General features: G+C 41.6%; 10 protein-coding genes. 3 read left to right on the top strand and 7 right to left on the bottom strand.

Going from position 1 to position 15,576, the window contains the following annotated elements:
- Positions 1-43: 43 nt before the first annotated feature.
- On the bottom strand, positions 44-1,657 hold the full coding sequence (gene cysN / locus FTV11_RS00960) for a sulfate adenylyltransferase subunit CysN (protein WP_168378395.1): 1,614 nt from the start codon (positions 1,655-1,657) through the stop codon (positions 44-46).
- A gap of 128 nt (positions 1,658-1,785) precedes the next feature.
- Positions 1,786-2,700, bottom strand: a complete 915-nt coding sequence (gene cysD, locus FTV11_RS00955) for a sulfate adenylyltransferase subunit CysD (protein WP_078189893.1) — start codon at positions 2,698-2,700, stop codon at positions 1,786-1,788.
- Positions 2,701-3,021: 321 nt separating this feature from the next.
- Between cysD and FTV11_RS00950 the strand changes: the two genes are divergently transcribed.
- The 3 genes from FTV11_RS00950 to FTV11_RS00940 all read left to right on the top strand — a co-directional run bounded on the left by FTV11_RS00950 (position 3,022) and on the right by FTV11_RS00940 (position 6,557).
- Positions 3,022-3,564 (top strand): hypothetical protein, encoded by a 543-nt coding sequence (locus FTV11_RS00950; RefSeq protein WP_180026463.1) that lies wholly within the window; start codon positions 3,022-3,024, stop codon positions 3,562-3,564.
- Between the two features lie 465 nt (positions 3,565-4,029).
- Complete coding sequence (locus tag FTV11_RS00945; RefSeq protein ID WP_180007473.1) at positions 4,030-4,668, top strand: YqiJ family protein; 639 nt, start codon at positions 4,030-4,032, stop codon at positions 4,666-4,668.
- A 176-nt stretch (positions 4,669-4,844) separates the two neighbouring features.
- Entirely contained in the window at positions 4,845-6,557 is a 1,713-nt protein-coding gene (locus FTV11_RS00940) for a flotillin family protein (protein WP_180011015.1), read from the top strand.
- 1,014 nt (positions 6,558-7,571) lie between these two features.
- On the opposite strand, the gene sucD is transcribed toward FTV11_RS00940, so the two are convergent.
- The 5 genes from sucD to FTV11_RS00915 all read right to left on the bottom strand — a co-directional run bounded on the left by sucD (position 7,572) and on the right by FTV11_RS00915 (position 15,371).
- Entirely contained in the window at positions 7,572-8,462 is an 891-nt protein-coding gene (sucD, locus tag FTV11_RS00935; RefSeq protein WP_168379215.1) for a succinate--CoA ligase subunit alpha, read from the bottom strand.
- A 13-nt stretch (positions 8,463-8,475) separates the two neighbouring features.
- Positions 8,476-9,642, bottom strand: a complete 1,167-nt coding sequence (gene sucC / locus FTV11_RS00930; RefSeq protein ID WP_078192988.1) for an ADP-forming succinate--CoA ligase subunit beta — start codon at positions 9,640-9,642, stop codon at positions 8,476-8,478.
- A gap of 181 nt (positions 9,643-9,823) precedes the next feature.
- Positions 9,824-11,254 (bottom strand): dihydrolipoyl dehydrogenase, encoded by a 1,431-nt coding sequence (lpdA, locus tag FTV11_RS00925; protein WP_078189903.1) that lies wholly within the window; start codon positions 11,252-11,254, stop codon positions 9,824-9,826.
- 60 nt (positions 11,255-11,314) lie between these two features.
- Positions 11,315-12,532: a 2-oxoglutarate dehydrogenase complex dihydrolipoyllysine-residue succinyltransferase gene (gene odhB / locus FTV11_RS00920; RefSeq protein WP_111884404.1), complete on the bottom strand. Its 1,218-nt coding sequence runs from the start codon at positions 12,530-12,532 to the stop codon at positions 11,315-11,317.
- A 16-nt stretch (positions 12,533-12,548) separates the two neighbouring features.
- On the bottom strand, positions 12,549-15,371 hold the full coding sequence (locus FTV11_RS00915) for a 2-oxoglutarate dehydrogenase E1 component (RefSeq protein WP_180007471.1): 2,823 nt from the start codon (positions 15,369-15,371) through the stop codon (positions 12,549-12,551).
- Between the last annotated feature and the right edge of the window lie 205 nt (positions 15,372-15,576).

The raw sequence follows: 15,576 nt of genomic DNA, 5'->3' as shown, positions 1-15,576 counted from the left end.
AAACCCGCCTTGCGGCGGGTCTTTTTTAAATCAATTCAATCTATTATAGACGAACCAACTCAACAATTTTCTCAGCAACTTCTTCAGCAGTCTCGAATGCATAAGTCACATCAGTACCTTCAGCACTATCTGTAATCACAACCACACCTGTTTCACGTACAAGTGCAACTTGCTCTACAGTTAAACCAGCTTTCGCAATCGCAACTACACCTTGCTGAATCAACAAACTTTCGATCGCTTGCGCATTTTCAAGTGCTTTCGCAGTTACAGTTACAGCAGCAGGTTTTTGACCTAAACGTGCAGCACGCGCTTCAGCAGTTACAGGTTCGTTGTGTGCAGTCCATTCAACCGCAGATTCAACCATACCCGCACCAACAGTCACGTTGCTTAAACGGTCAATAAAGATGAATGAACCTGTGTAACGACTGTCTTGGTAACGGTCAAATACCACTGGCGCATCAAACTCAATCGTTACATCTGCAATCGCATTCAGTTCAAGCTGTTCAACTTCCGTTTTTTCCAGTGTGTTTACATTGGTACGGTAGTTGATTTTCGCAACTTTCGCAGGAATGGTTTGTGTACCAAACTTCACGTTATACAGTTTACCAACCACTAAAGGCGCATCTGTCATCCATACCACAGAGGCACGTGCAGAACGTGAAATGAGTGGCTGTTCGCCCGCTTTTACCAACACGTTACCGCGTGAAATATCAATTTCATCATTCAGTGTTAAAGTCACCGCTTGACCTGCAACAGCATGGTCTAAGTTACCGTCAAAAGTCACGATTTCTTTAACAGTCGAAGACTTACCAGATGGTAATGCAGTAATGGTATCGCCAACTTTCACTTCACCAAGTGCAATCGTACCGCAGAAGCCACGGAAGTCGAGGTTCGGACGGTTGACATATTGAACTGGGAAACGGAATTCGTGCTTGCTCGTATCATGCGAAATTTCAACAGTTTCCAAAGTCTCCATTAAAGTCTGACCTTGGTACCACGGCGTATTTGGCGATTTGTTTACAACGTTATCACCATTCAACGCAGAAATAGGCGTGAAGATAATGTTCGCAGGTTTACGGTCGCCCAATTGGTTTACGAACTCATTGTACTCTGCTTGAATTTCATTGAAGCGCGCTTCAGAGAATTCAACCAAGTCCATTTTGTTCACTGCAACCACGATATTACGAATACCTAAAAGGCTCGCAATAAATGAGTGACGACGAGTCTGGGTTTGAACGCCATAACGCGCATCAATCAAGATAATCGCTAAATCGGCAGTAGACGCACCAGTTGCCATGTTACGTGTGTATTGCTCATGCCCTGGGGTGTCAGCAATAATGAACTTACGTTTTTCTGTAGAGAAATAACGGTAAGCCACGTCAATGGTAATACCTTGTTCACGCTCTGCTTGTAGACCATCGACAAGTAAAGCCAAGTCAGGTGCATCACCCGTTGTACCGACTTTTTTAGAGTCACGAGTCACGGCTTGCAATTGATCTTCATAAATCAATTTTGAATCGTAAAGTAAACGACCAATTAGAGTCGATTTACCATCATCCACATTACCGCAAGTCAGGAAACGTAGAAGGTCTTTATTTTCGTGTTGTTTTAAATACGCCAAGATGTCTTGGCTAATTAAATCTGATTGATGAGACATTGCTCAAAGCTCCACATATTCTTTTGAAATCGGTTTCTTTTAATCCCCCTGTTCCCCCTTTATAAAAGGGGGACTTTCTCCTCTCTTTTTCAAAGATGAGCAGCACTGCTGCGCAAGGGGAGAGATTTTTAGAAGTAACCTTCCTGCTTTTTCTTTTCCATCGAACCTGCTTCGTCATGGTCGATCATACGACCTTGACGTTCAGATGTGGTGGCTAAAAGCATCTCTTGGATAATTTCCGGTAAAGTTGTTGCAGTTGATTCAACCGCACCTGTAAGTGGGTAACAACCTAAAGTACGGAAACGCACCGATTTCATTTGTGGCACTTCACCTTCGTTCAAACGCATACGCTCATCATCAACCATGATCAGAGTACCGTTACGCTCAACCACTGGACGTTCAGCAGCCAAGTACAAAGGAACCAATTTAATATTTTCGAGGTAGATGTATTGCCAAATATCCAACTCAGTCCAGTTAGACAATGGGAACACACGAATACTTTCGCCTTTATTTACTTTACCGTTGTAAAGATTCCAAAGTTCAGGACGTTGGTTTTTAGGGTCCCAACGGTGTTTGGTATCACGGAATGAGTAAACACGCTCTTTGGCACGAGATTTCTCTTCGTCACGGCGCGCACCACCGAAAGCCGCATCAAACTGATATTTATCAAGTGCTTGTTTTAAGCCTTGAGTTTTCATAATGTCAGTATATTTTGAGCTACCGTAATCGAACGGATTCACGCCTGCGTCTTTACCTTCTTTGTTTTGATGCACGATCAAATCAAAGCCATGCTCTTTTGCCATGTTGTCACGGAAAGTAATCATGTCTTTAAATTTCCAACCCGTGTCTACATGCAGTAGTGGGAATGGAAGTTTGGCAGGATAGAATGCTTTTAAAGCAAGATGCAGCATGACCGCTGAATCTTTACCGATTGAATACAGCATGACTGGGTTTTCGAACTCAGCAGCAACTTCACGGATGATATGAATACTCTCAGCTTCAAGCTGTTTAAGATGAGTAAGTCTTTCCTCATTTAATGACATGGACAACACCAGCTTAGAATATGTGTACTTATTACACTTTTAAAGATATATATACATTATAGTGATTAAGCTTTCATAACGATTGCTTGTTTTGTGATATTGATATTCTTATTCGTCATATACAAATTGTCTGATACTGCTTATCAATTTTAATTAATTTAATACAATAGACTTATCAATTTCATTATTATTCTAGTCCGAGATCCTTAAGTTTACGCAATTTTTTATCAATTAACTAATCGCTAAATCCTCTAAACAATCGGTATTCAAACTCGCTCAAAGTACCTAAAGTAGCTATATCACTCTCCAATAGTTATTGATATGCCATATAGTCACTATACGCTTGAAACCTTAAAGTCGCTGATAGAAGCAGCAGGTCTTGCTGGCTATATTTATCAGCATTCTTCACACATCCTCGTGCTCCAAGAAGCCTTAAATGATGACGGCAGCCCGCTGAATAACTTTATCCAACATGAGCTGAGTGCAGACCAAATTGGCCTTCAGTTCGGCCTACGACTTTTGGACAATAAACTCGAATTTTTGATTGGGGTGACTCATAGTAACCAAGATCGTGGCTATGAAATTGGCGCTGGCAATTTAAAGGCCGATCAACGTGCATTTAATCTGCTCTATGCTTTTTATAATTTCCCCAAAGCATTTTACTTAATCCACTTCCCGCTCGCAGCCAATAGCACCCAGTTAGAAGAAGAAATTGAAAAGCAACTGTTTCAACTTGAAAGCTTGGGCTTTTTAGACACCGCGATTAAAACCAATCCGATGGGCGAACAAGTGAAGTGGATGAAAACCTTTATTGTTCAAGCGGCATTAGATATGAAAGTACGCATTCAAACTTCATTGTTATAAAAACGGTTAAAGCCACCTAAAAAGCGCTCTATTGAACGCCAGTTCAAATCTCCATATGACATCGAAAGTCACGGCAAAGCCCTCAGCACTGCCGTGACGCTTATAAATTTACATTACCTAACATTGTTTTCTGTGCCCTTTAACAGGCCATTTCTCTCCCTTGAGCACGACCACTTATATATCTGCAATTAGATTTAAAATTTGATTGATCACAATGACTTAAATCTTAAATGGGTAAAGTAGAAGCGCTATTCATTTTAGATTTAGATAATCCTGACTTAATTGATCGACTATTTTTGAAGAAAAACTAAGTAATAGTTCACATAAAAGCCGATGGTTTGTTAACCCGATGTGTAATTTTTTTACACAATTTAGACAGATAATGTTATTTTATTTACTGAAAAAAAATTCAGCCAGAATTATTTTTTTTGATTTTTTATAAGCATAAATATAGAGATAAATATAATGTGGGAATTGTTTACTCACCCGTCTAATATCGTGTTTAGCATTAGTCTCTGCTTAATGTTCTTGTTTGGACTTTTTGAGATTGTGTTAACAATTTTAGGGGGTGGTTCTCAAGGCTTCTTAGATCAATTCCTACCTGAGGATGTTGGTCATAATGCAGAGCTAGGTGTAGATGCCGATGCAGGTATCGTGACACGTGTGCTCGATTGGTTGTATTTGGGTCGTATTCCACTGTTTGTATGGCTCATCATTTTCTTATGTGTCTATAGTTTATTGGGCTTTGCTATTCAAGCCATCGTTAACCAAATGACCAGTATGATGTTCAGTGCATGGATTATTGCACCAGCCTGTATTTTTCTGTGCATGCCCTTCGTACGTTTTAGCGCAATGCTCATTGCCCGTATTTTACCCCAAGATGAAACCACTGCCATTTATAGTGATGAATTGATCGGTAGAACGGCCACGATCATTTTGGGTGATGCACGACCCCAGTCTCCTGCTCAAGCCAAAGTCAAAGATCAACACGGATTGACCCATTATATTTTGGTTGAACCTGAACAAGATGAAATTTTCAGCCAAGGTCAATCAGTGGTTTTAACCCAAAAAACAAATGTAGGCTTTCAAGCCACCATGCTCTAAATTTTGAATGAATTGATGCTCGATCAGTTCTTCAAACAACATATAAATACATTTAACGCGTCATACGTTCAGCAAATCTCGAAGTCATGATGAGTCAACAAAATACTGATTTTTAAACCAAACTTGTTAGCACTTTAGAGGGTTAACTTGAACTACAACAAAAGAGATAAACGTCCATGTTAGACATTATTCCAAGCGGTATCCTTGTTTCAGTCGGGATAATTTTTGCCGCACTTATTTTTATTGGTTTTATTATTGCTCGACTTTATCGTCGCTCAAGTAAAGAAATTTCATTTGTGCGTACAGGCTTCGGCGGTGAAAAAGTGATTTTAGGTGGCGGTGCTATTGTGCTTCCTGTGCTGCATGAAATTATTCCAGTCAATATGAACACCCTACGTCTTGAAGTACGCCGTGCAGATGACCAAGCGCTGATTACACGTGACCGTATGCGTGTCGATGTGATGGCGGAGTTCTATGTCCGTGTGAAACCAACCGCAGATTCGATTGCTACCGCAGCACAGACTTTAGGTCAAAAGACCATGTCGCCAAATGAGTTAAAGAATTTGGTCGAAGGAAAATTCGTTGACTCTCTACGTGCAGTTGCCGCAGAAATGGCGATGGAAGAGTTGCATGAAAAACGTGTCGACTTCGTACAAAAAGTTCAGCAAGTGGTGTCTGAAGATTTACATAAAAACGGTTTGGAACTTGAAACCGTTTCATTAACTGGCTTAGACCAAACAGGCTTTAAATACTTCAACCCACAAAATGCGTTCGATGCTGAAGGTTTAACTAAACTGACAGAAACCATTGAAGACCGTCGTCGTAAACGTAATGCGATTGAGCAAGATGCAGATCTTGCAATCAAGACCAAGAACTTAGAAGCAGAACAAGCACGTCTACAAATTTTGCGTGAAGAAGAATATGCAAAACTGCAACAAGAACGTGAAATTTCAGTTCGTCGTGCAGAACAGCTTGCAGAAATTGCATCACAAGAAGCTTCGAAAAAACGTGAAGCCGAAGAAGCGCGTATTGCTGCTGAACGTGAAGTTGACTTAAAGCGTATTACTGCTGCACGTGACGTTGAAAATCAAAATATTCAAAAGTCACAAATTATTCAGCAAGCCCAAGTGGAACAAAAGAAAACCATTGAGTTGGCTGAGCAAGACCGTGCCATTGCTATTGCAGAAAAATCTCGTGCTGAATCTGAAGCTAAAGCGCATGCCGATCAAGCCCGTGCTCAAGCGGTAAAAGCCGAAGAAGAAGTCATTACCGTTCGTCAAATCCAACAAGCTGAACGTCAAAAAGCTGTTGAATTGGTCTCTGCGAAAGAAAAAGCGGAGAAAGATGCGATTGCCATTACTGTCGCGGCAGAAGCAGGTAAACAAGCAGCAGCAGATGATGCAGAAGCTATCCGTATTGCAGCTGAAGCCGAAGCTGAAAAAGTTCGCTTAAAAGCCAAAGGTGAAGCTGACGCAAAAGTTCTCTTGGCTCAGGCGATGGAAAAACAATACCAAGTTGATGCTGAAGGTACACGTGCAGTGAACGAAGCAAACAACGTATTGTCATCTGAACAGGTTGAAATGCAAATTCGTTTAGCGATGCTGAAATACTTACCTGAAATCATTCGCGAAAGTGTGAAACCAATGGAAAACATTGATGACATTAAGATTTTGCAAGTGAATGGCCTAAATGGTGGTCATGCAGGTTCTTGCCAAGGTGATGCTCACCACGAAGGCAGCGGTAATGTTGCCTTGTCAGACCAAGTGGTGAATAGTGCCCTACGCTACCGCAGCCAGGCCCCACTGATTGATAGCTTGATGAGTGAGCTTGGTATCCAAGGTGGCGATATTAACGGTTTAACTCAGAGCTTAAAAACCAGTAAAAACTAAGTTTTTGATTGAGATAGGGCTCCATCAAATCTCTTTATTCAGAAGTGATTGCTTGAGCAACACATTCTAAATGAATTAAAAAAGCAGTGTCCGCACTGCTTTTTTTATGGCTTAGATACTTGTACTTATGGGCATACAATCTCCCAAAGAAATGAACAACATTTTCTGTCTTATCAGAGCGCTTTTAATGGTTTCTGACATTTATATTTCGCATCACAGCCTGATGTTAAATCAATGAACAAATGGCGTATTTCATAAAAATACTCATTTAGAAGCTATAGAGCAAACAGCATAAAATTATGAAACAAAATATTTAAAATCAATTAATTGATATATCCTTCTCATCTTACAGAATAAGATATTTACTTCTATATATTCAGCTCGATAACATTTTGTTCTATCTATTGTTTTTATAAAACTTGGAAATTGCTTATTAAATTGAAAATAGGGCCTAACAAGGTTTTTGCACTTCAAACCATCAACTAAAAAATAATAGCTGACTATAGATGTATATGCTCATGTAGATTTTCTTAAAAAAATTTCATCACTGAGATAGCAAATTTCACCAATTTTAAAGCTCCCCCTTCTCATATTCCTGATCTACCATCCTTTGTATAAGGCTTGAGAAAATTACAAATAAAATAATTTCTATTGAAAATATTAGGCTTCATCCAAGTAAAAAAGCTCTTTGATGATAAAGATCCATTAAAAATCTCAATTAAATTAGTTATTTTCCCTAAAATCAATATACTGCACGCTATACGAAATTATTTTTAAAAATCATAAACCTATGACCATCCCCGCAATCATCACATATTCGGATTATTATGTGTTCTTTACATTTCATAGTTATTGAACAACCAATATTCCATCCGTTTATGCAGCGTCACTGCACCCCAAAGCAGAACACATAGCCATGCCCTTATGGCTTTTGCATAGCGGCTGAAATACGCTTTTTTTTGCGTAAAAAAAAAGAGAATCCGAAGATTCTCTTTTGATGTTTAAGTATGGCGATTAAACCAAACCTTTGCCTTTCAGCACTTCGTACATGGTCGAGCCTAATTCAGCAGGACTGCGGGTATAAGCCATACCCGCTTTTTCAAAGGCAGCGAATTTCTCTTCTGCTGTGCCTTTACCGCCCGAAATGATTGCCCCTGCATGTCCCATACGTTTACCTTTAGGTGCAGTCACACCCGCGATATAACCGACAACAGGCTTAGTTACATTCGACTGGATATATTCAGCTGCTTCTTCTTCTGCTGTACCACCAATCTCACCAATCATGATGATCGCTTCAGTTTGCGGGTCGTCTTGGAACAGCTTTAAGCAATCAATTTGGTTCATACCCGGAATAGGGTCACCACCGATCCCAATACAGGTAGACTGACCTAGTCCCAGCTTGGTGGTTTGCGCTACAGCTTCATAGGTTAACGTCCCTGAACGCGAGATAATGCCGATTTTACCTGGTTGATGAATATGCCCCGGCATAATACCGATCTTACATTCACCTGGGGTAATAATCCCTGGACAGTTCGGACCAATTAGACGTGCATTATTACCATAGGTTTCTAGGTAACGTTTAGCTTTTAGCATATCGAGTGTAGGCACACCTTCCGTAATCACAACGATCAGCTCAACACCTGAATCAATCGATTCAATAATTGAATCTAGGACAAATGGTGCCGGTACATAAATCGAGGTTGCCGTTGCACCCGTTTCACGTACCGCTTCTTTCATGGTATTGAATACGGGCAGATTCAAATGTTGTGTGCCGCCTTTGCCCGGAGTCACCCCACCGACCACTTTTGTGCCGTAAGCAATAGATTGTTCTGAATGAAATGTGCCGTTTTTACCGGTAAAACCTTGTACCAATACTTTAGTGTCTTTATTAACTAATACGCTCATGATCTCTACTCCCTTAGCCTTTTACCGCAGCAACAATTTTTTCTGCAGCATCAGCCAAGCCATTTGCAGAAATCAATTTCAAACCTGATTCATCAAGTAATTTTGCACCCAACTCTGCATTGTTCCCTTCTAAACGAACAACCACAGGTACAGTCACATTTACTTCTTGAACCGCTGCAATAATTGCTTCAGCAATCATGTCACAACGTACAATCCCACCAAAAATGTTGATTAATACACCTTGTACAGAACTATCGGCCAAAATGATTTTAAAGGCTTCAATTACGCGTTCTTTGGTCGCGCCACCGCCTACATCTAGGAAGTTTGCAGGTTGACCACCATAGAGTTTAATAATGTCCATGGTTGCCATCGCTAGGCCAGCACCATTGACCATACAGCCAATATTGCCTTCTAAGGCAACATAGTTCAGATCAAATTCTGATGCTTTCAGCTCACGCTCATTTTCTTGCGTTTTATCGCGTAGTGCTGCGATTTCTGGTAAGCGATATAAAGCATTTGAGTCGATACCAATTTTTGCATCCACACATAAAATCTCGCCATTTTCACGTACGGATAACGGGTTAATTTCAAATAAAGCAAAATCATTTTCAATGAATGCTTGATAAGCCGCAGACATGATTTTGACAAATTGATTCACTTGACCATCTTTTAGGTTTAAAGCAAACGCCACTTCACGTGCTTGGAATGGTAACAATCCAACTAGAGGATCTACTTCAACTTTAATAATTTTTTCAGGCGTTTCTTCTGCAACTTTCTCAATTTCAACACCGCCTTCAGTCGATGCCATAAAGGTCACACGACGGCTAGAACGGTCAACTACAGCACCTAGGTACAATTCACGCTCTACTGGATAAACATCTTCAGATACCAAAATACCGCTGACGGGTTGACCTAATGCATCTGTTTGATAAGTGACTAAGCGTGAGCCGACCATTTGGTTCACATAATCAGTGGCTTCTTGTGCAGATTTTACGACTTTAACGCCGCCTGCTTTACCACGACCACCTGCATGCACTTGGGCTTTGAGTACCGCAAACTTACCACCCAGTTGCTCAAAAGCTTTGACTGCTTCTTCTGCGGTAGTTACAAATACGCCTTCTTGGACTGGCATACCATATTTTTTTAATAACGCTTTAGCTTGATATTCGTGTAGATTCATTGAACAACCTTTTACTCTTTCTTCGCTTTGTTATGACCCATTAAAGCCCAGACATCCGTCAAAGCAGCTTTAACCTTTTTTAAATCTTAAAATATTTCTTATCTTTATTTTTAGATGATTATTCAAATTAAAACAACCATCAGAAACAAAAAAGAGCGGCCTAAGCCGCTCTTTTTACATCTTATTTACGTTTACGTTGAATCGCGTGAATTGCACGTCCATCGACTGCAAGTGCAGCTTCGTGAACGACTTCAGAGAATGTCGGGTGACCGAAAGTCATTAACTGTAGGTCTTCAACACTTGATACGAACTCAAGTGCGATCATACCTTGGTGTACGATATCAGACGCTGCAGGTCCAATCACGTGCATACCGAGTAGACGATCTGTCTTCGCATCAGCAACAAACTTAACAAAGCCTGCGTTTTCACCAGCAGCCATTGCACGACCATTTGCAGCGAAACCAAATTGACCTGTTTTAACTTCGTGGCCTTTTTCTTTCGCTTGCTCTTCTGTTAAACCAACCCACGCCGCTTCTGGGTGTGTGTAGATGACAGAGATGATTGTGTCGTAGTTCACTTGAGCTGCGTGACCGTGCATACGTTCAACAGCCATTACGCCTTCTTCCATTGCTTTATGTGCAAGCATTGGACCACGTACCAAGTCACCAATTGCGTATACGCCTTCAACCGAAGTTGCACACCAATCGTTTACTTCAACTAGACCGCGTTCAGTAAGTTTAATGCCTGAATCTTCAGCCAATAAACCTTCTGCATATGCTTTACGGCCAACACAAACGATCAACTTATCGAAAGTTTGAGTTTTGTCTTCGCCACCTTGCGTGTACTTAACCGTAACTTCACGGCCATTCACTTCTGTACCAGCAACTTTAGCGCCAACACGGATATCAAGACCTTGTTTAGTCAATACTTTTTGGTAGTCTTTTGCCAAAGCTTTATCAGCCATTGGTAAGAATGCGTCCATTGCTTCAAATACAACAACTTCAGCACCTAGACGACGCCATACTGAACCAAGTTCAAGACCAATTACACCCGCGCCGATTACGCCAAGACGTTTAGGCACTTCTGGGAACTCAAGCGCACCAGTAGAGTCAACAATAATGTCTTGGTCTACAGGAGCAACTGGAATATTGACTGGCACAGAACCCGATGCAAGGATTACATATTTAGGTTCTAAAATTTGAGTTTCACCTTCGTGAGATACAAACTCAACTTTCTTACCTGCAAGTAATTTACCTGTACCTTTTAACCATTCGATACCATTGCCTTTAAGTAGGCCATCGATACCCATCGTCAATTGGTTAACAATTTTGTCTTTACGATCAAGCAGTTTTGCAAGATCAAATTTCACTTCACCAGTTGTAATACCGTGGTCATCTAAGTGATGAACGGTATCTTCATAGCGGTGAGATGAATCAAGTAATGCTTTAGATGGGATACAACCCACGTTTAAGCAAGTACCACCTAAAGATGGTTTACCTTTATGAATACGTTTTTCAATACAAGCTACTTTAAAGCCTAATTGAGCAGCGCGGATAGCAGCCTCATAACCACCAGGACCGCCACCAATAACAACTAAATCAAATTGAGACATGTGTATCTCCAAAAATGGGCTTAGAGGATCGCTCTAAGCCCATTGCATTATTCTGAAGTATTAAAGATCAAGGATTAGCTTAGCTGGTTCTTCTAACAATTCTTTGATTGTTACAAGGAAGCCTACTGCTTCTTTACCATCGATTAGACGGTGGTCATAAGAAAGCGCTAAGTACATCATTGGCAAGATTTCAACTTGACCATTTACAGCCATAGGACGTTCTTGGATTTTATGCATACCCAAAATCGCAGTTTGTGGCGTATTTAAGATAGGTGTAGAAAGCAAAGAACCGAAAGTACCACCATTAGTAATAGTGAATGTACCGCCAGTCATATCTTCAATACCCAATTTACCATCACGCGCTTTACCAGCGTATGCACGAATACCATTTTCAACTTCAGCATAGTTCATGCGGTCAGTATCACGAAGAACTGGAACCACTAGACCACGGTCGCTTGATACAGCAACACCGATGTCGTAGAAACCGTGGTAAACGATGTCATTGCCATCAATCGAAGCGTTTACAGCTGGGTAGCGTTTAAGTGCTTCAGTTGCTGCTTTAACAAAGAATGACATGAAGCCAAGACGTGCACCATGACGCTTTTCAAAAGCATCTTTGTATTGCGCACGCATTTCCATGATTGGTTTCATGTTTACTTCGTTGAACGTAGTCAACATTGCAGTTTCTTGAGTTGCAGCAAGTAGACGTTCAGCAACACGCTTACGAAGACGAGTCATAGGAACACGTTTTTCGATACGTTCACCAACAGCAACGCTTAATGGCGCAGCAGCAGGAGCAGCTGGTTTAGCTTGATGGTTTGCAACATCTTCTTTAGTGATGCGACCGCCACGGCCAGTGCCAGCAACGTCAGCAGCAGCAATGCCAGACTCAGTCAATGCTTTACGCACTGCAGGAGCTTGATCAGCAACAGGTTGAGCACGTTCAACAACAGGAGCAGCGCCCGCTTGAGTTTGCGCAGCAGCTTGTTCTACTTTCTCTTCTGATTGAACAGCTTGAGTTTGAGCAGCGCCAGAAGCAGCACCTTCTTCAAAAGTCGCAATCACTTCAGCAGAAAGAACTGTATCGCCTTCGTTTTTAACGATTGCAGAAATCGTACCGTCAGCAGGAGCTACAACTTCTAAAACAACTTTATCTGTTTCAATATCACAAATCACTTCGTCACGTGATACTGCTTCACCTGGTTGTTTGTGCCAAGTTGCAACTGTACCGTCAGCAACTGACTCTGGGAATACCGGTGCTTTAATTTCGGTTGCCATTATTAAGAATCTCCTGTTATTCAGCTACGATAGCTAAAGCATCATTTACGAGCTGAGCTTGTTGTTTTGCGTGCAAATATGGTGAACCACAAGCCGGTGCAGCAGAAGCTTCACGACCTGCATAACTAATACGAACTTGTTTGCCCGCTTTCATCACGTCGTCATACAGACGCGGAGCGATGAATAACCATGCACCTTGGTTCTTCGGTTCTTCTTGAGCCCAAACCAATTCTTTAACGTTTGGATATTGTGCAAGAACTTCAGCAAGACGTGCTTCTGGGTACGGATACAATTGTTCAATACGAACGATTGCTGTGTTGTTCAATTCTTTTTCACGACGTTTTTCAAGTAAGTCGTAGTAAACCTTACCACCACAAAGCACTAGACGAGTTACGTCTGATTTGTTGATGTTGTCGATTTCATCAATCACAGTTTGGAATGAACCATTTGCAAGTTCTTCTAATGTAGAGGTTGCAAGTTTGTGACGAAGAAGAGACTTCGGTGAAGTCACGATCATTGGTTTACGGATTGGACGAAGTGCTTGACGACGCATCGCATGGTAAATCTGCGCTGGTGTAGTCGGTGTGATCACTTGCATGTTTTCTTCAGCACATAGCTGTAAGAAACGCTCTAAACGAGCTGATGAATGCTCAGGACCTTGACCTTCAAAGCCGTGTGGAAGAAGCATAGTCAGACCGCATACACGTTCCCACTTCGTTTCGCCAGACGCGATGAACTGATCGATTACAACCTGTGCACAGTTTGCGAAGTCACCAAATTGCGCTTCCCAAATGACAAGGCTCTTTGGAAGAGTTGTTGCATAACCGTATTCGAATGCAAGAACCGCCATTTCTGACAATAAAGAGTCATAAATTGCAGTACGCGGTTGGTTTTCTTTCAAGTTACATAATGGAATGTAAGTTGAACCATCTACTTGGTTATGAAGTTTTGCATGACGGTGTGAGAATGTACCACGACCAACGTCTTCACCTGTTAAACGAACAAGGAAACCTTCATCTAGAAGAGACGCGTAAGCTAATGTTTCAGCAGCACCCCAGTTCAATGGCATTTCACCAGTCTGCATTTTCAGACGGTCATCAATCACTTTAGCAACCTGACGTTGCATCACGAAGCCTTCAGGAAGCTCGCGCATTTTCGCACCAAGCTCTTTTAGACGTTCGATTGGGAAAGTCGTATCCCATTTGTCTGTGTATTCGTGGCCTAGGTAAGGTTTCCAGTCCACAAACATTTTTGTATTTGGCTCAAGTACCAACGCATTTGCAACGTGTTTTCCTGCTTCAAGGTCAGAACGATACTGTTCAACCATTGCATCAGCAGAAGCACGATCAAGAACGCCTTCTTGTACAAGTTTGTCAGCATAAAGCGTACGAGTAGTCGCTTTTTTATTGATGATTTGATACATCATTGGCTGAGTTGCAGCTGGCTCGTCAGCTTCGTTATGACCACGACGACGGTAGCAGAACATATCGATCACAACGTCTTTACGGAATGTATGACGGAAATCGTGTGCCAATTGAGAAACAAACAATACAGATTCAGGATCATCACCGTTCACATGGAAGATCGGTGCTTGGATCATTTTCGCGATGTCAGTACAGTATTCTGTAGAACGCGCATCACGTGGGTCAGACGTTGTGAAACCAACTTGGTTGTTCACGACGATATGAACTGTACCACCCACGGTATAACCGCGAGTTTGTGACATTTGGAAGGTTTCTTGGTTTACACCTTGACCTGCAAATGCAGCATCACCGTGAACGATGATTGGTAATACATCATCACCACCAATATCTTTACGACGTACTTGACGTGCGCGTACAGAACCTTCAACTACAGGTCCAACGATTTCTAAATGTGATGGGTTAAACGCTAGTGCCAAGTGAACTTCGCCACCCGGAGTCATAACGTTTGAAGAGAAACCTTGGTGGTATTTAACATCACCAGAGCCTTTTTTATGAAGTGCTTTACCTTCGAACTCACCAAATAGGTCAGCTGGGTTTTTACCCATGATGTTTACAAGAAGGTTTAAACGGCCACGGTGAGGCATACCGATAACCACTTCTTTACAACCTACTGAACCCGCGCGTTGAATAAGTTCATTCACCATAGGAATGAAAGATTCACCACCTTCAACACCGAAACGTTTCGCACCAACGAATTTGTTACCGAGGTATTTTTCTAGGCCTTCAGCTGCAGTTAGACGTTCAAGGACGTGTTTCTTTTGGTCTGCAGTGTAGCCAAATTGACCACGAGTACCTTCAAGGCGTTGTTGAATCCAACGTTTTTCTTTGGTATCAACAATGTGCATGTATTCAACACCAATTGAAGCAGTATAAGTTGCTTCCATTGCTTGAACCATTTCACCAAGTGTTGCTTCAGATTTACCGATTGCAAGGTTACCTGTATTAAATACAGTGTCTAAGTCAGACTGAGTTAAACCATGCGCAGCAAGATCTAGATCAGGCACGATTTCACGTTTTGCAAGACCTAGTGGATCTAATTTTGCGTTTTGATGACCACGGTTACGGTATGCAGCGATCAACTGTAATACACCGATTTGACGGCGTTCATGCTCAGAACTTACTGCACTTTGCACTACTGGCTGAACACGGCTTGAATTACGGCCTAATAATAGGAATTGCTCACGTACATTGCTGTGTGGTTGATCACCTTTCGGGAATTTATCGAAGTATTCACGCCAATCAGCCTCTACTGAGTCTGGAGCCGTTAGATACTGCTCATAAAGTTCTTCAATATACGCTGCACTGTCAGCGCTAAGTTCAGTGTCAAGACGCAGTGCGTCAGCAACTTCTTGCATTTGTGGACCCATTTCCTATTGCAAAACATTTCAGGATGCTTTTTAAGCGAACCCATGATTAGTAATGTCAAATTGGTAATATGACATTAGTCCCCATTAGGCTTAAGCCTTGAGGCGTTATCACTACATTAGGATTACCCAATGTGATTAATGAACAATAACGCCCTCAGCGGCATCATTACTCATTGAGAAATACCCGACATAA

The organism is Acinetobacter sp. YH12231 (assembly GCF_013417755.1).
Classification (GTDB): Bacteria; Pseudomonadota; Gammaproteobacteria; order Pseudomonadales; family Moraxellaceae; genus Acinetobacter; species Acinetobacter amyesii.
The sequence above is the reverse complement of the archived record's forward strand: the minus strand, read 5'-3'. Positions and strand labels throughout refer to the sequence as shown.

Coding starts and splice junctions, on each gene's coding strand:
- cysN (WP_168378395.1), bottom strand. CDS start 1,657: ATGTCTCATCAATCAGATTTAATTAGCCAAGACATCTTGGCGTATTTA.
- FTV11_RS00945 (WP_180007473.1), top strand. CDS start 4,030: ATGTGGGAATTGTTTACTCACCCGTCTAATATCGTGTTTAGCATTAGT.
- lpdA (WP_078189903.1), bottom strand. CDS start 11,254: ATGTCTCAATTTGATTTAGTTGTTATTGGTGGCGGTCCTGGTGGTTAT.
- odhB (WP_111884404.1), bottom strand. CDS start 12,532: ATGGCAACCGAAATTAAAGCACCGGTATTCCCAGAGTCAGTTGCTGAC.
- FTV11_RS00950 (WP_180026463.1), top strand. CDS start 3,022: ATGCCATATAGTCACTATACGCTTGAAACCTTAAAGTCGCTGATAGAA.
- FTV11_RS00915 (WP_180007471.1), bottom strand. CDS start 15,371: ATGCAAGAAGTTGCTGACGCACTGCGTCTTGACACTGAACTTAGCGCT.
- cysD (WP_078189893.1), bottom strand. CDS start 2,700: ATGTCATTAAATGAGGAAAGACTTACTCATCTTAAACAGCTTGAAGCT.
- FTV11_RS00940 (WP_180011015.1), top strand. CDS start 4,845: ATGTTAGACATTATTCCAAGCGGTATCCTTGTTTCAGTCGGGATAATT.
- sucD (WP_168379215.1), bottom strand. CDS start 8,462: ATGAGCGTATTAGTTAATAAAGACACTAAAGTATTGGTACAAGGTTTT.
- sucC (WP_078192988.1), bottom strand. CDS start 9,642: ATGAATCTACACGAATATCAAGCTAAAGCGTTATTAAAAAAATATGGT.